Raw genomic sequence first — 20,262 nt, forward strand, 5'->3', positions numbered from 1 at the left:
TAACCATCGATGAAAGGCAATCCCATGTGGAGAGCCTCCCCTCACCCGATGCACCTGACTGGACCGGCGCCGTGAACGACCCCCGACTCGACCCTGTTTTGCATGCAGCCGCCAGCCGCATCCAGGCGGCGGTGTCGGCGGCCGTCGAGAAAGCGCTTGTGCAACTTGGCCCCCTGGCCCTGGCAGCCACGAGCAATCAGGCCCGCCAACAGCTGATGACCTGCGAGCGCGAGCTCAAGCTGAAGTCAGGCCGCATCCTGCAGGCCTTCCAGCGCGAGCTGCAGGCACAGATCGACAAGCACCACAGCCCTGACCAGGACGGCAAACCGGCGCCCAAGGGTGAGCTGGACTGGGACGCTCTTTCCCTGGTGGACAACCAGGAAGTCGAGCGCGGCGTGTGGGCCGACCGGCTGGCGCAGACCCTCACGCAGGATTGCGAGGAGCACCTCAAATCCCTGTTCGCGCACATCGCAACCCTGCTCAAGGACGCGAGTGCCGACAGCAACCCGCTGCGCCCCCAGGCCGTGGCGAAAGCCCTGCTCGAAGCCCTGGCCAGCGCCGAGTGCGACGAAGACACCTGCCTCACCCTGGCGGGGCAGATGGGGCGGGTGCTGGGCCCCGAGCTCAACACGACCTACGGCCTGATCGTTCAGGACATGCGCCAGCGCGGCATCCAGGCGCAGGGCATGTCGGTGAACCGCAGCCGCGGCACGTCCAGCGGGCATGGCGCCTTCAGCCCCTCGGCGGCGGGCGGACTGCACTCTGATTTCGGACCGCTGGGCAGCAAGCCCGGCGCATTCGCCGCCACCCTGCCCGGCGCGATGGGCGCGCCTCGCAGCGGCTTTGGCCAGGCCGAAGCGCAGGCCCACCAGCGCGCAGCCCAGGCGCTGGGCCACATGTTCGGCATGCACCTGCCCACGGCCCCCATGGGCATGGAGGGCAGCTTCCTGAGCAGCCAGGCCGACGGCCTCGGCCACGGCCCGACCGCCCAGGCCGCCCGTGCAGACTTCCAGCACCTGCTGCGTCGCATTGCGATTCAGTCCGCGCAGGTGCCGTGGTTCGGAGATGCCGGCGGCGCGGCAGAAGGCATGGCCGCTTCGGCAGGCTTTGCCGGCCCCTTGATGGCCCCCAACCTGATCCGGGCGCACCGCGAGGAGCTCGTCCAGGCCACCGGCGGCGCAGCACTCGACCAGATGGTCATCGACATCGTGGCGGCGCTGTTCGACCAGGTCTTGTCCGACCCGAAGGTGGCGCCGCAGATGGCCCGCCAGATCGCCCGACTGCAGATGCCGGTGCTGCGCGTCGCGCTCGGCGACATGAGCTTCTTCAATTCACGCAAACACCCGGTGCGGCGCTTCGTGAACCGCGTGGCAACGCTGTCGGCATCCTTCGACGATTACGAACAGGGCCCAGGCCTGGCCTGCCTGGAGCGCGTCACGGCGCTGGTCAACGCCATCGTCGATGGTGACTTCGACAACATGTCGGTGTACGAGTCCAAGCTCGGCGAGCTGGAGTCCTTCATCGACACGGAGAGCACACGCGATGCGGCCGAACACGCCGCCGTCGCCGCCCTCCTCAGCGGCAAGGAGGCCGACCTGCGGGTGCAGCAGCGCTACATGCAGATCCTGCAGCGCGAGCTGGCCGACATCGAACTGCCCACTTTCGTGCGGGACTTCATCACCCAGATCTGGAGCCAGGTCCAGGTGATGGCTTCGGCGCGCGATGGCGCTGGGTCACCGTTCTCGCTGCGCATGAAGAAAGCAGGGCACGAACTGGCGCTCAGCGTGCAGCCTAAAGGGCATCCGCAACTGCGCAAGGCCTTCTTGCTGACGCTGCCGCAGCTGATGCGCGACATCAACGAAGGCCTGGGCCTGATCCAGTGGCCAGAAGAAGCCAAGCAGGCCTTCTTCGCCCAGTTGCTGCCCGCCCACGCCGAGTGCCTGAAAACCGCGCCGCACCATGACCTGACCCAGCGCATGCTGGAGCAGCGGCTGAACAAGGTCGAGCAGATCGCCATCCCGAGCCGGGAAGAAGCGGCCAACGACCCGCTGCCGGCGCCGCTGGCCGACCTGTCGGCTGCGCCCACGCTGACGGTGGTGACGGCGCTCAGCCGCGAGGAAATCCAGCAGGCGGGCTTTGTGCCCGAAGCCGTGGTGGCGCAGGAAGCCAAACTGGACATCGACCTCAACCTGCCCGGTGAGCCTGACCCCTCCCTGAGCGAGATCGACATCAACCTGGACGCGCCGCCGCTGCCCGCCGCTGGCGCCCAGCTCGTGCACCACATCCAGAAGGGCACGGCCTACCAGATGCACATGCAGGGTCAGTGGAAAAAAGTGCGCCTGACCTGGATCAGCGAAGGCCGCAACTTCTTCATCTTCACGCATGGCAACACGCACAAGCAGACCATCTCGCTGACGGCCCGCACGCTGGCCAAGATGTGCGAAAGCAACCGCTTCAAGGCCTTCGAGCAGTCCGAGTTGATCGAGCGCGCCACGGTGCGCGCACGCCGCCAGTTGGCCGCCCTCAGCGCCGACGCACGGACGCGCACGGCAGCCTGAGGCCGTGACCAGCCATCACACCCGCACGCCCCTGCCCGCCAGCAGCAGGCGGGCCATCTCGACCGCCTGAGCAAAACTGGACGCATCGGCGCGACCGGTGCCGGCCAGATCGAAGGCCGTGCCATGGTCGGGGCTGGTGCGCACGAAGGGCAGGCCCAGCGTCACGTTCACGCCCTGGTCCAGGCCCAAGTACTTCACGGGGATCAGCCCCTGGTCGTGGTACATCGCGATCACCACATCGAACTCGCCGGTGTGCTCGGGTGGTGCGTGGCGCGCGCGCATGAAGACGGTGTCAGGCGCCCACGGGCCCGATGCGTCGATGCCCTCTGCGCGCGCCGCGTCGATGGCCGGGCCGATGATGCGCAGCTCCTCGTCGCCGAACAAGCCGCCCTCGCCGGCGTGGGGATTCAAGCCGGCCACACCGATGCGCGCCCGCGGCTGCCCCCAGAGCTGCGCGCTGCGGTGGGTGATGCGCAGGGTCTCCAGCACGGCGTCGAAAGTGACCTGCTCGATGGCCTGCCGCAGCGAGACGTGGATGGTCACGAGCACCGTCTTGAGTTGCGGGTTGGCCAGCATCATGCGCACCGGCGCGATGGGCTGCCCCGGCGGCGTGCCCTCGGCCTGCAGCAGCTCGGTGTGCCCCGGGTAGGGCTCACCCGCCAGGGCCAGGGCTTCCTTGTGCAGCGGCGCCGTGACGATGCCCGCGGCACTACCAGACTGCGCCAAGCGGACCGCGGCACGGATGCACGCCGCTGCGGCCACGCCGGCGCGGCGGTCCACCTGACCCCAGGGGGCCTCGATCAGATCGGCGGGCAGCCCGGGCGGCGACCACACGCCCATGTGGCCAGCCGGCAACGCACCACCATCCCCCCAGGACGCCAGATGCACCACCTTGGGGCGATCACCGACCGGCAGGCAATCGGTCGCCCTCTGCATGACCTGTGGGCAACCCACCACCGCAGCGGCGTGCGCACCCTGCCCCCACCAGCGCGCGATGATTTCCGGGCCGACACCACAGGCATCGCCCATGGTCAAGGCCAGGCGAGGCGCCCCGGTCACAGGGGTTGCGTGGGCATGGGACAGGGCGGTGGTCATGGGCAGGCGCGGAGAGCAAAAAGTCAATCCAGCGGACGATTCTCCCCCCAACTGGCCGCACCCCACCCTCCGAGGGGTCTGGCGCGCACGGTCCTGGCGCACCGATTGCTACACTGTCACCATGACTTGGTTGGACGACGTGAAATGGGACGACCGCGGGCTGGTGCCTGCCATCGCCCAGGAAGACAGCACCGGCGACGTGCTGATGGTGGCCTGGATGAACCGGGAGGCTTTGGCGCGCACGGCCGAAACCGGCGAGGCGGTGTATTTCAGCCGTTCGCGCAACAAGCTGTGGCACAAGGGCGAAGAGTCGGGCCACATCCAGAAGGTGCACGCCATCCGCCTGGACTGCGACGCCGACGTCATCCTGTTGCGCGTGACGCAAACCGGCCACGAACCCGGCATCGCTTGCCACACCGGCCGTCACAGCTGCTTCTTCCAGAAGTACGACAATGGGCAGTGGGTGACGGTGGACGCCGTCATCAAGGACCCGACACAGATTTACACATGACCCGCGACGCATCCACACATGACGTGCTGGCCCGGCTGGCCGAGGTGATCGAGTCGCGCAAAGGCGGCGACCCGGCCACCAGCTACGTGGCACGCCTGTTCCACAAAGGCACCGACACCATCCTGAAAAAGGTGGGCGAGGAGGCCGTGGAAGCCGTCATGGCCGGCAAGGACTTGGCCGCGCAGGCCTCGGCCGAGCACCGCCAGGCCGCGGTGGGCGAATTTGCCGACCTGTGGTTCCACAGCATGGTCGCCCTGTCGCACCTCGGTCTCAGCCCTGCCGACGTGGTCAATGAGCTGGCCCGACGCGAAGGTCTGTCGGGTCTGGAAGAATTCGCCTCGCGCCCGGCCGCCCCCAATGGGTCGGGGCCCCAAGGCAAACCGTGATTTGCAAACCGTGATTTTGGGCTTGTGAGCCCGCCTGGAGAGAAAAATGGGATCGTTCAGCATTTGGCACTGGTTGATCGTGCTGGTCATCGTGGTGATGGTCTTTGGCACCAAGAAGCTCAAAAACGTCGGCAGCGACCTGGGGTCGGCCGTCAAGGGCTTCAAGGACGGCATGAAGGAAGGCGGGACAACCACCGCTGACGCATCGCCGGCGCCGCAGCAGGTGGTCAACGAAGCCGCTCGCCGTGACGCCAACACCGTGGACGTTGACAGCAAGACCAAGTCCTGATGCCGTCGGTGACGCGCCCTGCCCTGGCGCCATCGAACAGCGCAGCGACCATGGAGGCGAACCAGCCATGATCGACTTCGGCATCGACAAGCTCGCCCTGATTGGCGCGGTGGCGCTGATCGTGATCGGGCCGGAGCGCCTGCCGCGCGTGGCCAAAACCGTCGGCGTGCTGCTGGGCAAGGCGCAGCGCTACGTGTCGCAGGTGCAAAGCGAGGTCAACCGCTCCATCGAACTGGAAGAACTCCAGAAGGTCAAGCAAGGGCTGGAGACGGCCGCGCATGACCTGGGCCACTCGGTGCAAGCTGGCCTGCACGATGCCCAGTCGGCCCTCGACGGCACGGCGGCCAATGGCGAGGCCGGCAGCAGCACCAGCTTTTACAACGACTTGCCCACGCCGTCTTACCACGCCATTGGCACGCCCTTGCGCAAGAACTGGCGGCTCAAGCGGAGCGCCACACCGCTGTGGTACAAGCAGCGCCAAGGTGTGCGTCGCCACGTGCAATCGGGTGCCGCCCGCGTGGCGCGCTTCCGTCCGCGGTGATGCCCCCATCCCCCACAACCACCGTCCCAGCCGGTTGCCCCTGAGATCGCCCCACGTGACCGACCCGACCCCCGACCATGGCACCGACCCCAACCGCCCGGACGGCAGCGAACAACCCTTCGTCAGCCACTTGGTGGAATTGCGCGACCGGCTGATCCGCGCCGTCATCGCCATCGGTGTGGCCTTCATCGCTCTGGCCATCTACCCCTCGCCCGCCGGTCTCTACGACCTGCTGGCCATGCCCCTGATCGAGCACCTGCCCAAGGGCGCCACGCTGATCGCCACCAACCCGATCTCGCCCTTCATGGTGCCAGTCAAGGTGACGATGCTGGCCGCGTTCATGCTGGCGCTGCCTGTGGTGCTCTACCAGGTCTGGGCCTTTGTGGCGCCGGGGCTGTACGCGCACGAGAAACGCCTGGTGATGCCCCTGATCATCTCCAGCACGGTGCTGTTCTTCACCGGCGTGGCCTTCTGCTACTTTTTCGTGTTCGGCAAGGTTTTCACCTTCATCCAGAACTTCGCGCCCAAGAGCATCACGGCCGCACCTGACATCGAGGCCTACCTCAGCTTTGTGCTCAACATGTTCATCGCATTCGGTGCCGCCTTCGAGGTGCCGGTGGTGCTGGTCATCCTCGTGCGCATGGGCATGGTGACGGTGGAAAAACTCCGGGACTTCCGCAGCTACTTCATCGTGATCGCCTTCGTGGTGGCCGCGGTGGTCACGCCACCGGATGTGGTCTCGCAACTGGCTTTGGCCATCCCGATGTGCCTGCTGTACGAAGTCGGCATCTGGGCAGCGCAGCTGTTCGTCAAGCACACGCAAGCCCCGCAGGAAGACAGCACCGCGGCGCCCTGAGCGCCATCGACCTTGCGCTGCCAGGTCACAGCGCGATCACTGCCCATCGTCGTCCTCTTCGCGGGCCTTGGCGCTGGCCTTCGGGCGGCGGGCGGTCACCACCGTCACGGTCAATTGTTCTTCGCCGCGCTGCACGCGGATCTGAGCCGGCTCTCCCGGTTTGAGCGCGGCCACGGCATTGAGCAGTTGCGCGGTGCTGCCCACACTGACCGCGCCCACCGTGGTGACCACATCGCCGGGTTTGAGCCCGCCGAGTGCCGCCGGGCCATTGCGCAACACACCGGTGATCAGCACACCATCGCGCGTTTTCAGGTTGAAGGTCTCGGCGATCTCGGGTGAGAGGTCGCGCGGCTCCACACCGATCCAGCCGCGGGTGACCTGTCCATCGCGGATCAGGCTGTCCATCACCTGACGAGCCGTGGACACGGGGATGGCGAAGCCAATGCCCATGTTGCCGCCCGAGCGCGAGTAGATGGCGCTGTTGATGCCGATGAGGTTGCCGCTGGCGTCAACCAGCGCACCGCCCGAGTTGCCCGGGTTGATGGCCGCATCGGTCTGGATGAAGTTCTCAAACGTGTTGATGCCCAGTTGGTTGCGGCCCAGCGCACTGACGATGCCGCCGGTGACGGTCTGGCCGACGCCAAAGGGGTTGCCAATGGCCAGCACCGAATCGCCCACCTGAAGTGTCTCGGAATTGCCCAGGGTGATGGCGGGCAGGCGTTCCAGGTCGATTTTGAGCACGGCCAGATCGGTGTCAGGGTCGGTGCCGATGACCTTGGCCTTGGCATGGCGTCCGTCGGTCAGCATGACCTCGATGTCGTCCATGCGTTCCACGACGTGGTTGTTGGTCAGCACATAGCCCTCGGGCGAGACGATCACGCCGGAGCCGATGCCCGACTGGGGTTGCTGGCCCTGCTCACCATAGAAGTACTTGAACCACGGGTCGTTGCGGTGCGGGTTCTGCGCGCTGGAGTTGTTGGTGAAGACGCTGACCACGGTGGGCGCAGCCACCCGGGCCGCTTCGCTGAAGCCCTGCCCTGCCACGCGCCCTTTGCCGGCTGGCGCGCTGACCACCGACACGGTGGCGTCGGGCAGCGACTTGCGCCACGTCATGTTCAGGATCCATTGCGGCTTGAACGTGGACACCACGAACAGCACCGCGACGGCGACCGTCACCGCCTGTGAGAACATCAGCCAGGTTTTGCGCATGTGGACGTCAATCGCCGAGAAAGGGCCTGTCGTGATCGAAAGAGAAGCTCTGGTGTCGCACCTCCAAGCCTTGCTGGAAGTGGACCGTTTCAAGGATTATGGGCCGAATGGCCTGCAGGTGGAGGGGCGCGCGCAGGTCCGCAAGGTCGTCACCGGTGTGACAGCCAGCCTGGCCCTGATCGATGCGGCCATCGCGCAAGGTGCCGACGCCATCGTCGTGCACCACGGCCTGTTCTGGCGTGGCCAGGATGGCCGGGTGACGGGCTGGATGCGCCAGCGCCTGGGGCGCCTCATCGAGCACAACATCAACCTGCTGGCCTACCACCTGCCGCTGGACGCGCATGGCTCGCTGGGCAACAACGCCCAATGGGGGCAGCGCCTGGGCCTGGTGGCAGATGGCCGCTTCGGCGAGCAGGACCTGGGCTTCATCGGCCCCACACCGGCCGGGCTCACGCTCGACGGCCTGACCGCGCACATCGCCCAGACCATGGGCCGTGAGCCGGTGGTGGTGCCGGGCGATGGCCGTGTGCTGCGGCGTGCGGCGTGGTGCAGCGGTGGCGCGCAGGGCCACTTCGAGCAGGCCATTGCCGCGGGTGCCGACCTCTTCCTGACGGGCGAGATCTCGGAACCCCAAGCACATCACGCGCGGGAAACCGGTGTGGCCTTCCTGGCCTGCGGTCACCACGCGAGCGAGCGCTATGGCGTGCAGGCGATCGGTGACCACCTGGCCGCGCGCATGGGCCTGGCGCACACCTTCATCGACGTGCCCAACCCTGCTTGACCACGGCTTGAGGCAGCGGCCTCAGTGCGCCAACACCTGCTCCAGTTCGGCGAAGCTGCGCGAGTGCAGGTCGGGCTCGATGGTCGTGTTCATGGCCATCTCCAGCCGGCGCGCCGAGAACAAACCGCGCAGCACCGTGCCGCCGTCCTTGCGCTGCGTGACCAGCAGGTATCGCAGACCGTTTTCCTGCAAGGTGGCCGCGATGTCGCCCAGGTGGGCAGTGCGCACATCGGCCAGGTCCACCGTATCCCAGTGCGTGACCGGGGTCATGATGTCGGCCAGCGTGAGCTCACTGTGCGGCACGTGGTGGTGTGAGGCCCGTTGCACGGGGCGCTCTCCCTGGATGTCTTCGGCCGTGACCATGCCCGCCAGTTCGCCATCGGCGCCCGAGACGAACACCATGCGCACGCCAGCGCGCATCATGAGGTGCAAGGTGGCGTCCAGGCCATCGCGGTGACTGGCAACCACACAGGGGCTGTGGTGCAGGTCGGTGAGCAGGCTGAGGGCCGGATCGTGGGCCCGGGCGGCGCGCTGCACCTTGGGCAGGCGAGGCGCCAGCCGGAGGGCCTGAAGAGGCAGGGGCTTGTGGCCATGGCGTTGGGGCATGTTGCACTCCTTTCGCTGTGTTGCACAAACACAGGTTACGCCTGCGCAAGGCGTCTGTGCGCCTGCGCCGCGATGCCCCTCACGCCATGGGTGCGATGGAATTCACGCTTGCTTCACATGGCCTGAAGTGCCAGGCGCATGCAAGCTGTGCTTCAGAGGCGCACCGGGATGCCACGCGCGGCCATCACGGCCTTGGCCTGGGCCACGGTGTACTCGCCGTAATGGAAGATGCTGGCCGCCAGCACCGCATCGGCGCCGCCTTGCTGCACGCCATCGGCGAGGTGATCGAGGTTGCCGACACCGCCCGAGGCAATCACGGGCACGCCCACGGCATCGCTGACGGCACGGGTCAGGGCGAGGTCGAAGCCCGACTTGGTGCCATCGCGGTCCATGCTGGTCAGCAGGATCTCGCCGGCGCCGTGCTCGGCCATCTGCGCGGCCCAGGCCACGGCGTCCAGGCCGGTGTTCTTGCGGCCACCATGGCTGTAGACGTCCCAGCCCGGCCCCTTGGCGACCAGGTCATCGCCCTGGCGCTTCTTCGCGTCGATGGCCACGACGATGCACTGCGAACCGTATTTCTCGGACGCATCGCGGATCACCTGCGGGTTGGAGATCGCCGCCGAATTGAAGCTGACCTTGTCCGCGCCGGCATTGAGCAGGCGGCGCACGTCCTCCACGACGCGCACCCCGCCGCCCACCGTCAGCGGGATGAAGACCTGCGAGGCCACCGCTTCGATGATGTGCAGGATCAGGTCGCGACCATCGCTGGTGGCGGTGATGTCCAGGAAGGTGAGCTCGTCGGCGCCCTGCTCGTTGTAGCGGGCAGCGATTTCCACCGGGTCACCGGCGTCACGCAGTTCGACGAAATTCACGCCCTTGACGACGCGACCGCCGGTCACGTCCAGGCAGGGGATGATGCGTTTGGCCAGCACGTGCGCGTCCGCCTCAGGCTTTGCCGTTGAGTTCGTCGGCGCGCTTTTGCGCTGCGGCGAAATCCAGGTCGCCGGTGTAGATGGCGCGACCGCAGATCACACCTTCCACGCCTTCGGGCTCGACCGCGCACAGCGCTTCGATGTTGGCGATGTTGGACAGGCCGCCCGAGGCGATCACGGGCACGGTCAGGGCCTGGGCCAACTTGACGGTGGCTTCGATGTTCACGCCCGAGAGCATGCCGTCACGGCCGATGTCGGTGTAGATCACGCCTTCAACGCCGTAGTCTTCGAATTTCTTGGCCAGGTCGATGACCTCGTGGCCGGAGAGCTTGCTCCAGCCGTCGGTGGCGACCTTGCCGTCCTTGGCGTCCAGGCCGACGATGATGTGGCCACCGAAGGCGGTGCAGGCGTCTTTCAGGAAGCCAGGGTTCTTGACCGCGGCCGTGCCGATGATCACGTAGCTCAGGCCATCGTCGAGGTAGCGCTCGATGGTGTCGAGGTCGCGGATGCCGCCGCCGAGTTGCACGGGGATCTCGTCGCCGACTTCCTTGATGATGGCCTTGATGGCCGCCTCGTTGACCGGCTTGCCCGCGAAGGCGCCGTTGAGGTCCACCAGGTGCAGTCGGCGCGCGCCCGCGTTCAGCCAGCGTCGGGCCATGGCCGCGGGATCTTCACCGAAGGTGGTGGAGTCGTTCATGTCGCCCTGCTTGAGGCGAACACATTTGCCGTCTTTCAGGTCAATGGCGGGGATCAGCAGCATGGCTGGAATGCGGGTCGGTGGGTCGGTGGGCAAGGCGTCTGGCGAACCAGGCGCGGGAGGTTGGCGGCGGTGCCGGCCTGGCCTGTGAGCCCGCGCGGGTCCACAGGTTGCCGGCCCTGCTCAAGGCCGCCAGAGCAGGAAGTTGCGGTACAGGGCGAGGCCGTGTTCGGCACTTTTTTCCGGGTGGAATTGCGTGGCGAAAATGTTATCCCGTGCCACCACACTGGTAAAGCGGACACCGTACTCGGTTTCGCCTGCGCTGTGTTGGGGATTGTCCACATGTGCGTGGAAGCTGTGCACGAAGTAAAAGTAGCTGTCGTCGGGGATGCCAGCCCACACCGGATGGGGCTGGCCACCGTGCAGGTCGGCATGGCGCGTCTGGCTGACGCGGTTCCAGCCCATCTGCGGCACTTTGTAGCGGCTGCCATCGGGCTGGGTCATGCCGTCGAGGCGGAATTTGCGCACCTGCCCGGGGATGAGGCCCAGGCCCGGGGTGTCTTGCTCTTCGGAGTGGTCGAGCAGCATCTGCATGCCCACGCACACGCCCATCAGCGGCTTGTGCACGGCCGCGTGCAGCACGGCACCGAACAGCTCGCCGGCATGGGCCTCGCGCAACTCGCGCATGCAGTCGCGCATGGCGCCCTGGCCGGGCAGCACGACGCGCTCGGCGGCATGCACCACGGTGGGGTCGTTGGTGACGCGGACGTCCACGTTCAGGCCCTGGGCGGCGTGTGCCACCGCCTGCCACACGGAACGCAGGTTGCCCATGCCGTAGTCGATGACGGCGACGATCGAGTTCTGGCTCATGGTTTCACCGCGCGCCACACGGGGCGCGCCAGCTCGTGCAGGTCACAGAGAACCCTTGGTGGACGGGATGACGCCGGCCATGCGGGGGTCGCGCTCCAGGGCGGCACGCAGTGCGCGCGCAAAGGCCTTGAACACGGTTTCGCACTGGTGGTGGGCGTTGACCCCGCGCAGGTTGTCGATGTGCAGGGTGACGCCAGCGTGGTTGACGAAGCCCTGGAAGAACTCGAAGACCAATTGCGTGTCGAGGCCGCCGATGCTGCCCGAGGTGAAAGCGATGTGCTGCGTCAGCCCAGGGCGACCGGAGAAATCGACCACCACGCGCGACAGCGCTTCGTCGAGCGGCACGTAGGCATGGCCATAGCGGCGGATGCCTTTCTTGTCGCCCACGGCTTTGGCGAAAGCCTGGCCCAGGGTGATGCCGACATCTTCCACGGTGTGGTGGCCGTCGATGTGCAGGTCGCCCACGGCGTGGATGTCGAGGTCGATCAGCCCATGGCGGGCGATCTGGTCGAGCATGTGGTCGAAGAAGCCGATGCCGGTGTGCAGCTTGGCCGCGCCCGTGCCATCGAGGTTGATGCGCACGGTGATCTGGGTTTCCGCGGTGTGGCGGGTGACTTCGGCCGTGCGGTCGGCACCAATGGCTTGCGCCGTGTCGGGGGCGTTCATGCTTGAGAGGGGGTCAGGGGTTCGCGCAGGAGGTCGGAAAGCGCCGCGATGAGGGCGTCGTTTTCCGAGGGGGTTCCGACGGTCAATCGGATGCAGTTTGCCAGCAATTCGTGCAGGCCTGCGACATTTTTGATCAGGATGCCACGTGCCTTGAGCGCCGCGAACACGCCGGCCGCATCGCCCACGCGCACCAGGACCATGTTGGCCTGGCTGGGGTAGGCGCGGGCGCCGGGCATGGCGGCCAGCGCGGCCATCAGGCGCTCGCGCTCGGCCTTGATGGTGGCAGCCTGGCGGTCGAATTCGTCGGCGTGTTCGAGCGCGAACAAGGCCGCCTCGGTGTTGAGCACGCTGATGTTGTAGGGCGGGCGGACCTTGTCCACCTGCGCGATGAGGTCGGCGCGGCCCATCATGTAGCCCAGGCGGACACCGGCCAGGCCGAACTTCGAGAGGGTGCGCATCAGCAGCACGTGCGGGCGCTGCGCCAGACGACCGAGGTAGGACCGGCTGGCGAAGGGCTGGTAGGCCTCGTCGATGACGACCAGACCACAACCGGCCTCGCCCACCGCCTGCACGACCTGCTCGATGGCAGCGTCGTCCCAGAGGTTGGCCGTGGGGTTGTTGGGATAGGCGATGTAGGTGATGGCGGGGCGGTGTTCGCGCACGGCCGCGACCATGGCGGCGGCGTCCAGCTCGAAATCAGGCGTCAGTGGCACGCCGACGAAGCGCAGGCCGGCCAGTTGCGCCGACATGGCGTACATCACAAAGCCAGGAACCGGTGCCAGCACCGTTGCGCCCGGCTGGGCACAGGCCACCGACAGCAGGCTGATGAGCTCGTCGGAGCCATTGCCCAGCACCAGTCCCATGTCCGCAGGGATGCCGGCATGGGCGCGCAGGGCGGCATGCAGGTCGTTGATGCGCGTGCCGGGGTAGCGGTTCAGCGCCACCCTGGCCAGCCGCGCACCCAGGGCATCCTGCAGCGCGGGCGGCAGGGCAAAGGGGTTCTCCATGGCGTCGAGCTTGACGAAGCCGGCGGCATCCTGCACGTGGTAGGCGTGCATGGCACGGACGTCAGGGCGGAAAACGCTCAACAGGTTGGACTCGGAACTCATGGATGGCACAGGCGCGACGGAGCAACGATTATCCCATGTCAGACTTGGCGACGCCGAGCAGCCACAGAGAGACCCAAGGGGCCCCATGCAAGTTTTCGCCGCAGCGAATTTCCTCCAGGTGACCTGCGCCCGCGTGCCGCAACTGCCGCGTCCCGGCGAGATCGTCCTGGCCAGCGGCACGCACAGCGAGGCCGGCGGCAAAGGGCTGAATGTGACCCTGGGCTGCCGACGCCTGGGGGCCGAGGTGCGCGCGCTGCTGGGCATCGGGCGGGACGCACCGGGCGATGGCTTGGTCGCGTTGCTGCGCGCGCACGGCATCCCCGACACCCACGTGCACCGCCTGGCCGAGGTCTCGGGCATGGGCATGGGCTTCATCGAGCAAGGCGGGCAGGGCCAGAACTGCGGCGCGGTGTTCGCCGGCCCCAACCTGCTGCTGGACGCCGCGCATGCCGAGCTGGCGCAGGCCGACATCGCCGCGTCCGACTGGGTCTATGGCCAGTTCGAGACCGCCCTGCCCGCCGTGCAGCGCTGCTTCGAACTGGCGCAGGCTGCGGGTGTGCCGACCCTGCTCAACCCCTCGCCGTGGCAGGCCATTCCGGATGCGCTGCTGGTGCTCACGCAGGTGCTGCTGGTCAACGAAATCGAAGCCGTCCAGCTGCTGGGCACGCCCTTGCCCGCCGACGGTGATCTGGCGGCGCTGGCGCAAGCCATGCTCAGCCCGGTGGTCGCACTCTGGTCGCGCTGGCCAGGTCGCCTGCTCGTGGTGACAGCCGGCCACCGCGGCAGCATCGCCTTCGCACCGGATCGGTCGCCGCGGCTGTGCCCGGCCCATGCGGTGGACGCCATCGACACCCTGGGCGCGGGCGACGCCTTCGCCAGCGGGCTGATCGTGGCGCTGGGCCAGGGCTGGGAGAACGACAGCGCGGTGCTGGCCGCGGCCCTGCGGCAAGCCACCGCCTGTGGCGCGCTGATGGCGTCCTGCGCCGGGGTACTGGACGCCCTGCCCTCGCGAGCCACGCTGGCGCAATTCACGTCGGGCCGCCCGGAGCACGAGGTCCGCACACTGGCAGCGATCAGGCCGGCATCTTGAGCCGGTAGGCGTAGGCGTCGCCACGGAAAGTGCCCTCCACGTATTCGACCAGTTGCTGGTGGGTCGAGTAGGTGTGGCGCTTGAACAGCAAGCAGGGCCCGGGCTGGTCGAAACCGAACACGCTGGCTTCCGCCTCGCTGCTCATGACGGCTTCGATGCTCTGGTCGGCATGGCCCATGCGGATGCGGCAGACGTCCTGCAGGTAGGCATAGACCGAGCCATGGGTGTCCCAGCCTTCCAGCGCGGGCGCCAGGGTGAGGTCGTACCAAGCGACCTCGCGCGACATGGGGCAGTCGTCGGCCAGGCGCAGGCGCACCACGCGCAGGAAGCTGGCAGTGGAGGGGCGCTTGAACACCGAGGCCATGGTGCGGTCCTGCACGACGGCGCGCTCCAGCAGGCGGGAGCTTGGCGTCATCCCCAGCTCGCGCATTTCCTGGGTGAAGCCTTTGAGCTGGCGCAACTCGGGCGACAAGCGCGGCGGCGCATGCACCACCGTGCCGCCGCGGCCATGGGTGGACAGCACGCTGAGGCTGCGCAGCTCGTCGTAGCAATGCTTGACCGTGGTGCGGCTGACCTTGAGCCGCTCGGCCAGCACGCGTTCGGCCGGCAGGTTTTGGCCGGATGCCAAGGCGCCGGCGTCGATCAGGGTGCGCAGTTGCTCGGTGAGCTGCAGGTAGAGCGGTCGGGAGCTGGCCTGGTCCAGGCGCACCAGGTCGAAAACGTCTTCGAGGACGGGGACGGGCGCGGGGACGGGGTCTGGCGTGAGCGGATCTGGGCGGGATCGCATGCGGCGGCGGGACGGCAGGAGGCAAAACGTCAGGCCATGGTAGCCGAGGCCGCGCGAGCGACACCCCACGTTCTAGGGGGCTGGCACCAGCGCGGCGGCACGCTAGATTATTGGACTCTGATTGGTATCTTTTTGGATGTCCATGCGCCGCTTTCCAATGATGTTGCATCGCCGCTGCCGGCTCGCGGGTGGCAGCGCGGCGCTGTGGCTCTTGCTGATGACCGCGGGCACTTTTGCGAACGCAGCGCCTGGCATCGGCCTGCTCGCCCCTGGCGCTGCACACGCCACCTCGGCCGCCCAAGCCCTTCGGCCACGCGACATGGTCAAGACGCCACCCCTCCCGGCGCGTCGCCCCGTTGCAGATTCCGCATCGCTCGCGCTGCTGCTGGGCGGGCTGGTGGTGCTGTGGCGGACTGCAGAGCGCCGCACCAACACCACGGGCAACGCCACCAGCAACAACCACACCACCACCCGACACCGCCCCGAGCAGAAGGAGAGCGCCTCATGAGTCACGCGTCCACCGCCATGCCCGTCACCGCGACCACCGCCCTGGCCCGCGTCGCCTGCGCGCTCATCCTGGCCACCCCCACCCTGGCTGCGGCGCAGAGCTACCAGCTCACGGCCTACACCCGCGCCAACACCAACGACTTCCTGGGCAATGTGGGCAAGTCGGATTACCAAACCTTCGACTGGCAGGAAAAGCCCCAGGCACTGACCCTGAACGCCCTGGAGGCCCAATCGGCGGCCGGGGGCGGGGGCGCCACGGCGAGCTTCCTGGGCAGCATCGGCCTGCTCAAAGCCTACGCCTCGGCCACCTACCCCCGCTGCTGCGACGCGCAAGGCCACACCGTGGCCTACGGCTATGCCAATGGCACTGTGCAAGGCAGCTTCTTCGACACCCTTGTGGTCGGCGGTGGCGGGCTGGCAGCGGGCACCTCGGTGACGTACCGACTGGACTTGCGCATCGACGGTCAACTCAGCGCACCCGCCTTCGAATCGGGCGGGGCACTCAGCGCCGAGGGCGTCGCCGAAGCCAGGCTGGTGGACCGCGACAGCCGCCAGGAAGCCATCCTGCGCTGGGACGCGAAAAAACAGGCCACGGGCATCTACAGCCTGAGCTTGCTCACGCAGGTGGGCCACACATTGAGCATCAGCGGCATGCTGTTCGCAGACGCCTATGTGGGCTCAGGGGCCGTGACGGCACGCAGCGCGGAGTCGGACTTCTACCACTCGGCCGGCTACACGCTGGCCCCATCGGTGGCGGGCCTGAACACCCTGGGTGCCAGCGGCCATGACTTTGCATCTGCCGTGCCGGAGCCGGGCAGCGCGCTGCTGACGGGCTGGGGTCTGGCAGCGTTATTCAACCAACGGCGACTTTGCCGCAGCGCCGCCATCCGGGCCAAATTCAACCGCGCTTGAGGCGGAACTCGGCCGCCTGGGCGTGGGCCTGCAGGCCTTCGCCATAGGCCAGCACCGCGGCGGTTTTGCCCAACACCTGGGCACCGGCCTCGCTCACCTCGATGAGGCTGGAGCGCTTCTGGAAGTCATACACGCCCAGCGGCGAGGAGAACCGCGCCGTGCCCGAGGTGGGCAGCACGTGGTTGGGGCCTGCGCAATAGTCGCCCAGGCTTTCGCTGGTGTAGGCACCCAGGAAGATGGCGCCGGCGTGCTTGAGCAGCGGCTCCCAGCGGTGCGGCTCGTTGCTGCTGACTTCCAGGTGCTCGGGCGCGATGCGGTTGCTGATGTCGCACGCCTCTTCCATGCTGCGCGTCAGGATCAAGGCGCCACGGCCCTCCAGCGAAGCGCGGATGATGTCGGCGCGGGGCATGGTGGGCAGCAGGCGGTCGATTTCGGCCTGCACTTTGGCGATGTAGGCGGCGTCGGGGCACAGCAGGATGCTTTGCGCCAGTTCGTCGTGCTCGGCCTGGCTGAACAGGTCCATGGCGACCCAGTCGGCCGGCGTGGAGCCGTCGGCCAGCACCAGGATCTCGCTGGGGCCGGCGATCATGTCGATGCCCACGGTGCCGAAGACGTGCTTCTTGGCACTGGCCACGTAGGCGTTGCCGGGCCCGGTGATTTTGTCCACCTTCGGGACGGTGGCCGTGCCGTAGGCCAGTGCGGCCACGGCCTGGGCGCCACCGATGGTGAAAGCGCGGGTGACGCCGGCCACATGGGCCGCGGCCAGCACCAGCGGGTTCTTCTCACCTTTGGGCGTGGGCACCACCATGATGATCTCGGCCACACCCGCCACATGGGCAGGGATGGCGTTCATCAGCACCGACGAGGGGTAAGCCGCCTTGCCGCCGGGCACGTAGATGCCCACGCGGTCCAGCGGCGTGACCTTCTGGCCCAGCAAGGTGCCGTCTTCGTCACGGTACTGCCAGCTCAGGCCACAGGCCTCCTTCTGCCGCTCGTGGTAGGCGCGCACGCGCTGGGCGGCCGATTCGAGCGCCTCGCGCTGCAGGGCAGGCAGGCTGTCGAAGGCGGCTTTCAGTTCAGCCTGGGTGAGCTCCAGTTCGGCCATCGATGCGGCCTGGACGTGGTCAAAGCGGCCCGTGTAGTCGAGCACCGCGGCATCGCCACGGGTGCGGACGTCGGCCAGGATGTCGGCCACGCGCTGCTCGATGGCCGAATCCGTCTCGGCAGACCAGTGCAGCACCTGCTGGAAAGCGGCCTCGAAGTCGGGCTGGGCGGTGGCGAGGTGACGGATGGAGACGGGCTTTGCAGCGGTCATGGCAGCGGTGATGGCAGCAGTGATGGCGAAAGGATCTCAGCAATCGCGGGCCCGCGGGGCCCTGTGCCGATCGGATCTGATGATGGAGGCGATAGGGCGAGCGGCAAGGCCCGGGCCGAGGTCAAGGTGGCTTCAACCCAGGGTCAGGCCGGGATGGCGGACTCGAAGGCCTGGATCATGGCGCGCAGGGGCTCGCGCTTGAGCTTGAGCGAGGCCTGGTTGACCACCAGGCGCGAACTGATCTGCATGATCTCTTCGACCTCGACGAGCTTGTTGGCCTTGAGCGTGTTGCCGGTGGAGACCAGGTCCACGATGGCATCTGCCAGGCCGGTCAGCGGCGCCAGCTCCATGGAGCCATACAGCTTGATGAGGTCCACGTGCACGCCCTTGTTCGCGAAGTGCTCGCGCGCGATGCTCGTGTACTTGGTGGCCACGCGGATGCGGGCGCCCTGCTTGACGGCGGCGGCGTAATCGAAATCGGCGCGCACGGCCACGCTCATGCGGCACTTGGCGATGTTCAGGTCGAGCGGCTGGTACAGGCCGTCGCTGCCGTCCTGGCTGCCGGCGTGCTCGATGAGGATGTCCTTGCCGGCCACACCGATGTCGGCGCCGCCATGCTGCACGTAGGTGGGCACGTCGGTGGCGCGCACCAGCACCACGCGCACGTCGTCGCGGTTGGTGGGCAGGATCAGCTTGCGGGATTTTTCCGGGTCCTCGAGCACCTGGATGCCGGCAGCGGCCAGCAGCGGCAGGGTTTCTTCGAAGATGCGGCCTTTGGAGAGTGCCAGTGTGATCATGGTCATGCTTCCTTGACGCGTTCGATGTCGGCGCCAATGCCGCGCAGCTTCTCTTCCATGCGGTCGTAGCCACGGTCGAGGTGGTAGATGCGATCGACGACCGTTTCGCCCTCGGCCACCAGGCCGGCGATCACCAGGCTGGCCGAGGCGCGCAAGTCGGTGGCCATGACGATGGCGCCCGAGAGCTGCGGCACGCCTGTCACCACGGCGGTGTGGCCATCGACATTGACCTTCGCACCGAGGCGGATCAGCTCGTTGACGTGCATGAAGCGGTTCTCGAAGATGTTCTCCTGGATCACCGCCGTGCCCTCGGCCACGCTGTTGAGCGCCATGAACTGCGCCTGCATGTCGGTGGGGAAGCCCGGGTGCTCCTTGGTGCGGAAACCCACGGCCTTGGGGCGGCCCTTGCCTTGCACGCGGATCCAGTCGGGGCCGATGTCGAGCGAAACGCCGGCTTCGCGCAGCTTGTCGATGACGGCTTCGAGCTGGTCGGCATCGGTGCGGCGCAGGGTGACGTCGCCACCCGCGGCACCGACGGCGCACAGGAAGGTGCCCGTCTCGATGCGGTCGGGGATGATGTGGTGGGCTTGCGTGCCGCTCAGGCCATGCAGGCGGTCCACGCCCTGGATGCGGATGCGGTGCGTGCCTTGGCCCTCGATCTGCGCGCCCATGGCGATCAGCAGGTTCGCCAGGTCCACGATTTCAGGCTCTTGCGCGGCGTTCTCCAGCACCGTTTCGCCTTCGGCCAGGGTGGCGGCCATCAGCAGGTTCTCGGTGCCGGTGACGGTGACCATGTCGGTGGTGATGCGCGCGCCCTTGAGGCGGGTGGGCTGGCCATCGTTGCCCAACGGCGTGCTGGCCTCGATGTAGCCGTGCGCCACCATGATCTGCGCGCCCATGGCCTGCAGGCCTTTGATGTGCTGGTCCACCGGGCGCGAGCCGATGGCGCAACCACCTGGCAGCGACACCCGCGCCTTGCCAAAACGCGCCAACAGCGGACCCAGCACCAGGATGGAGGCGCGCATGGTCTTGACCAGCTCGTAGGGCGCCTCGGGCGTGTGGACCTGGCCGGCGTCCAGGGTGATGGTGCTGGCGTCGGCCGCATCGGCCTCGTGGACCACGCCCATGTTGCCCAGCAGCTTCAGCGTCGTGCCCACGTCTTTGAGGCGCGGCACGTTGTGCAGGGTCACGGGCTCGGCGCTCAGCAGCGTGGCGCAGAGGTCAGGCAGGGCGGCGTTCTTGGCGCCGGAGATCGTCACTTCGCCTTGCAGGCGGCGACCACCACGGATCAGGAGTTTGTCCATGAAGCACGAAGGGCGCACGGGCCACCGCACAGGGGTGACGCATGCGCCGGGTGAAAAGGTTGCAGGGGCGAGGTGCCTGGGTGAAATGCCTTGGCGGGAAATCCGGCGCGCTTCAGCCGCCAGGGGCTTGGGGGGCCTGAGGCGCCTGTTGCGACCACTCTGCCGGCGTCAGGGTCTTCATCGACAGGGCGTGGATCTCAGCTCGCATTCTATCGCCCAGGGCCTGATAGACGCGCTGGTGGCGCGCCACGCGGTTCTTGCCGTCGAACTCGGCCGAGACGATGGTGGCAAAGAAATGCTGGCCATCGCCCTCCACTTCCAGGTGGGTGCAGGGCAGACCAGCGGCGATGTAGTGCTGGACTTCGGCGGGCGTGGGATTGGCCATGGGGTGCTCGGTTCGGACGGGAGATCGGACGAAAAATGGGACGCAAACTGGGGGCGCGG

23 protein-coding genes are annotated in these 20,262 nt (G+C 67.5%); 10 read left to right on the plus strand and 13 right to left on the minus strand.

What is annotated here, in order from left to right; all coding sequences use genetic code 11:
- Window positions 1-71: 71 nt before the first annotated feature.
- Window positions 72-2,558, plus strand: coding sequence for a DUF1631 family protein (locus tag EV672_RS15985; protein ID WP_166643611.1), 2,487 nt, complete (start codon window positions 72-74; stop codon window positions 2,556-2,558).
- Between the two features lie 15 nt (window positions 2,559-2,573).
- Here the strand turns inward: EV672_RS15985 and pdxA are convergent, their stop codons facing one another.
- Window positions 2,574-3,653 (minus strand): 4-hydroxythreonine-4-phosphate dehydrogenase PdxA, encoded by a 1,080-nt coding sequence (gene pdxA, locus EV672_RS15990; RefSeq protein WP_243738729.1) that lies wholly within the window; start codon window positions 3,651-3,653, stop codon window positions 2,574-2,576.
- Window positions 3,654-3,774: 121 nt separating this feature from the next.
- On the opposite strand from pdxA, the gene hisI reads away from it, so the two are divergent.
- From hisI to tatC, 5 genes are all read left to right on the plus strand, one after another.
- Window positions 3,775-4,164: a phosphoribosyl-AMP cyclohydrolase gene (hisI, locus tag EV672_RS15995; RefSeq protein WP_133611013.1), complete on the plus strand. Its 390-nt coding sequence runs from the start codon at window positions 3,775-3,777 to the stop codon at window positions 4,162-4,164.
- Window positions 4,161-4,550: a phosphoribosyl-ATP diphosphatase gene (locus EV672_RS16000; protein WP_133611014.1), complete on the plus strand. Its 390-nt coding sequence runs from the start codon at window positions 4,161-4,163 to the stop codon at window positions 4,548-4,550. Before hisI ends, EV672_RS16000 begins: the two co-directional genes overlap by 4 nt.
- A 46-nt stretch (window positions 4,551-4,596) precedes the next feature.
- Window positions 4,597-4,839, plus strand: a complete 243-nt coding sequence (tatA, locus tag EV672_RS16005) for a Sec-independent protein translocase subunit TatA (protein WP_133611015.1) — start codon at window positions 4,597-4,599, stop codon at window positions 4,837-4,839.
- A gap of 67 nt (window positions 4,840-4,906) precedes the next feature.
- The gene (locus EV672_RS16010; protein ID WP_133611016.1) at window positions 4,907-5,380 is read left to right on the plus strand and encodes a Sec-independent protein translocase subunit TatA/TatB; all 474 of its coding nucleotides are present in this window, start codon (window positions 4,907-4,909) and stop codon (window positions 5,378-5,380) included.
- A 55-nt stretch (window positions 5,381-5,435) separates the two neighbouring features.
- Window positions 5,436-6,236, plus strand: coding sequence for a twin-arginine translocase subunit TatC (gene tatC / locus EV672_RS16015; RefSeq protein ID WP_133611017.1), 801 nt, complete (start codon window positions 5,436-5,438; stop codon window positions 6,234-6,236).
- Between the two features lie 36 nt (window positions 6,237-6,272).
- Here tatC and EV672_RS16020 read toward each other — a convergent pair whose 3' ends face one another.
- Window positions 6,273-7,445 carry a S1C family serine protease gene (locus tag EV672_RS16020; protein WP_133611018.1) on the minus strand — a complete coding sequence of 391 codons (1,173 nt, stop codon included), beginning with the start codon at window positions 7,443-7,445 and terminating at the stop codon, window positions 6,273-6,275.
- Window positions 7,446-7,476: 31 nt separating this feature from the next.
- On the opposite strand from EV672_RS16020, the gene EV672_RS16025 reads away from it, so the two are divergent.
- Window positions 7,477-8,226: a Nif3-like dinuclear metal center hexameric protein gene (locus EV672_RS16025; protein ID WP_424923168.1), complete on the plus strand. Its 750-nt coding sequence runs from the start codon at window positions 7,477-7,479 to the stop codon at window positions 8,224-8,226.
- Window positions 8,227-8,247: 21 nt separating this feature from the next.
- Here EV672_RS16025 and EV672_RS16030 read toward each other — a convergent pair whose 3' ends face one another.
- The 6 genes from EV672_RS16030 to hisC form a co-directional block, all read right to left on the minus strand.
- Window positions 8,248-8,832, minus strand: coding sequence for a CBS domain-containing protein (locus EV672_RS16030; RefSeq protein ID WP_133611020.1), 585 nt, complete (start codon window positions 8,830-8,832; stop codon window positions 8,248-8,250).
- 152 nt (window positions 8,833-8,984) lie between these two features.
- On the minus strand, window positions 8,985-9,764 hold the full coding sequence (gene hisF / locus EV672_RS16035; RefSeq protein WP_133611021.1) for an imidazole glycerol phosphate synthase subunit HisF: 780 nt from the start codon (window positions 9,762-9,764) through the stop codon (window positions 8,985-8,987).
- A gap of 13 nt (window positions 9,765-9,777) precedes the next feature.
- Window positions 9,778-10,524 (minus strand): 1-(5-phosphoribosyl)-5-[(5-phosphoribosylamino)methylideneamino]imidazole-4-carboxamide isomerase, encoded by a 747-nt coding sequence (gene hisA, locus EV672_RS16040; protein WP_133611022.1) that lies wholly within the window; start codon window positions 10,522-10,524, stop codon window positions 9,778-9,780.
- 120 nt (window positions 10,525-10,644) lie between these two features.
- Window positions 10,645-11,331: an imidazole glycerol phosphate synthase subunit HisH gene (gene hisH, locus EV672_RS16045; protein ID WP_133611023.1), complete on the minus strand. Its 687-nt coding sequence runs from the start codon at window positions 11,329-11,331 to the stop codon at window positions 10,645-10,647.
- A 42-nt stretch (window positions 11,332-11,373) separates the two neighbouring features.
- Window positions 11,374-11,997, minus strand: a complete 624-nt coding sequence (hisB, locus tag EV672_RS16050) for an imidazoleglycerol-phosphate dehydratase HisB (RefSeq protein WP_133611024.1) — start codon at window positions 11,995-11,997, stop codon at window positions 11,374-11,376.
- A complete protein-coding gene (gene hisC / locus EV672_RS16055; protein ID WP_133611025.1) occupies window positions 11,994-13,115 on the minus strand; it encodes a histidinol-phosphate transaminase in 1,122 nt (373 codons plus the stop codon). Before hisC ends, hisB begins: the two co-directional genes overlap by 4 nt.
- 76 nt (window positions 13,116-13,191) lie before the next feature.
- On the opposite strand from hisC, the gene EV672_RS16060 reads away from it, so the two are divergent.
- The gene (locus tag EV672_RS16060; RefSeq protein ID WP_166643612.1) at window positions 13,192-14,196 is read left to right on the plus strand and encodes a PfkB family carbohydrate kinase; all 1,005 of its coding nucleotides are present in this window, start codon (window positions 13,192-13,194) and stop codon (window positions 14,194-14,196) included.
- Here the strand turns inward: EV672_RS16060 and EV672_RS16065 are convergent.
- Window positions 14,180-14,983 carry a GntR family transcriptional regulator gene (locus EV672_RS16065; protein ID WP_133611027.1) on the minus strand — a complete coding sequence of 268 codons (804 nt, stop codon included), beginning with the start codon at window positions 14,981-14,983 and terminating at the stop codon, window positions 14,180-14,182. The two genes, EV672_RS16060 and EV672_RS16065, sit on opposite strands and share 17 nt — an antisense overlap.
- A gap of 142 nt (window positions 14,984-15,125) precedes the next feature.
- On the opposite strand from EV672_RS16065, the gene EV672_RS16070 reads away from it, so the two are divergent.
- Together EV672_RS16070 and EV672_RS16075 are read left to right on the plus strand one after the other, a co-directional pair.
- Window positions 15,126-15,491, plus strand: coding sequence for a hypothetical protein (locus EV672_RS16070; protein ID WP_133611028.1), 366 nt, complete (start codon window positions 15,126-15,128; stop codon window positions 15,489-15,491).
- Window positions 15,488-16,402 carry a hypothetical protein gene (locus tag EV672_RS16075; RefSeq protein ID WP_133611029.1) on the plus strand — a complete coding sequence of 305 codons (915 nt, stop codon included), beginning with the start codon at window positions 15,488-15,490 and terminating at the stop codon, window positions 16,400-16,402. The genes EV672_RS16070 and EV672_RS16075 overlap by 4 nt, the downstream gene beginning before the upstream one ends.
- Here EV672_RS16075 and hisD read toward each other — a convergent pair.
- From hisD to EV672_RS16095, 4 genes are all read right to left on the minus strand, one after another.
- The gene (gene hisD, locus EV672_RS16080; RefSeq protein WP_133611030.1) at window positions 16,389-17,717 is read right to left on the minus strand and encodes a histidinol dehydrogenase; all 1,329 of its coding nucleotides are present in this window, start codon (window positions 17,715-17,717) and stop codon (window positions 16,389-16,391) included. The genes EV672_RS16075 and hisD overlap by 14 nt on opposite strands.
- A 143-nt stretch (window positions 17,718-17,860) precedes the next feature.
- A complete protein-coding gene (gene hisG, locus EV672_RS16085) occupies window positions 17,861-18,514 on the minus strand; it encodes an ATP phosphoribosyltransferase (RefSeq protein ID WP_133611031.1) in 654 nt (217 codons plus the stop codon).
- A gap of 2 nt (window positions 18,515-18,516) precedes the next feature.
- On the minus strand, window positions 18,517-19,818 hold the full coding sequence (murA, locus tag EV672_RS16090) for a UDP-N-acetylglucosamine 1-carboxyvinyltransferase (protein ID WP_133611032.1): 1,302 nt from the start codon (window positions 19,816-19,818) through the stop codon (window positions 18,517-18,519).
- A gap of 112 nt (window positions 19,819-19,930) precedes the next feature.
- Complete coding sequence (locus tag EV672_RS16095) at window positions 19,931-20,203, minus strand: BolA family protein (protein ID WP_133611033.1); 273 nt, start codon at window positions 20,201-20,203, stop codon at window positions 19,931-19,933.
- Window positions 20,204-20,262 lie beyond the last annotated feature (59 nt).

The sequence above is a fragment of the Aquabacterium commune genome (assembly GCF_004362855.1).
Classification (GTDB): Bacteria; Pseudomonadota; Gammaproteobacteria; order Burkholderiales; family Burkholderiaceae_C; genus Aquabacterium; species Aquabacterium commune.

Coding starts and splice junctions, on each gene's coding strand:
- hisD (WP_133611030.1), bottom strand. CDS start 17,717: ATGACCGCTGCAAAGCCCGTCTCCATCCGTCACCTCGCCACCGCCCAG.
- hisG (WP_133611031.1), bottom strand. CDS start 18,514: ATGATCACACTGGCACTCTCCAAAGGCCGCATCTTCGAAGAAACCCTG.
- EV672_RS16065 (WP_133611027.1), bottom strand. CDS start 14,983: ATGCGATCCCGCCCAGATCCGCTCACGCCAGACCCCGTCCCCGCGCCC.
- hisB (WP_133611024.1), bottom strand. CDS start 11,997: ATGAACGCCCCCGACACGGCGCAAGCCATTGGTGCCGACCGCACGGCC.
- murA (WP_133611032.1), bottom strand. CDS start 19,818: ATGGACAAACTCCTGATCCGTGGTGGTCGCCGCCTGCAAGGCGAAGTG.
- EV672_RS16070 (WP_133611028.1), top strand. CDS start 15,126: ATGCGCCGCTTTCCAATGATGTTGCATCGCCGCTGCCGGCTCGCGGGT.
- EV672_RS16030 (WP_133611020.1), bottom strand. CDS start 8,832: ATGCCCCAACGCCATGGCCACAAGCCCCTGCCTCTTCAGGCCCTCCGG.
- hisH (WP_133611023.1), bottom strand. CDS start 11,331: ATGAGCCAGAACTCGATCGTCGCCGTCATCGACTACGGCATGGGCAAC.
- EV672_RS16020 (WP_133611018.1), bottom strand. CDS start 7,445: ATGCGCAAAACCTGGCTGATGTTCTCACAGGCGGTGACGGTCGCCGTC.
- EV672_RS16095 (WP_133611033.1), bottom strand. CDS start 20,203: ATGGCCAATCCCACGCCCGCCGAAGTCCAGCACTACATCGCCGCTGGT.
- tatA (WP_133611015.1), top strand. CDS start 4,597: ATGGGATCGTTCAGCATTTGGCACTGGTTGATCGTGCTGGTCATCGTG.
- EV672_RS16075 (WP_133611029.1), top strand. CDS start 15,488: ATGAGTCACGCGTCCACCGCCATGCCCGTCACCGCGACCACCGCCCTG.
- hisI (WP_133611013.1), top strand. CDS start 3,775: ATGACTTGGTTGGACGACGTGAAATGGGACGACCGCGGGCTGGTGCCT.
- hisA (WP_133611022.1), bottom strand. CDS start 10,524: ATGCTGCTGATCCCCGCCATTGACCTGAAAGACGGCAAATGTGTTCGC.
- EV672_RS16060 (WP_166643612.1), top strand. CDS start 13,192: ATGCAAGTTTTCGCCGCAGCGAATTTCCTCCAGGTGACCTGCGCCCGC.
- EV672_RS16010 (WP_133611016.1), top strand. CDS start 4,907: ATGATCGACTTCGGCATCGACAAGCTCGCCCTGATTGGCGCGGTGGCG.
- EV672_RS16000 (WP_133611014.1), top strand. CDS start 4,161: ATGACCCGCGACGCATCCACACATGACGTGCTGGCCCGGCTGGCCGAG.
- pdxA (WP_243738729.1), bottom strand. CDS start 3,653: ATGACCACCGCCCTGTCCCATGCCCACGCAACCCCTGTGACCGGGGCG.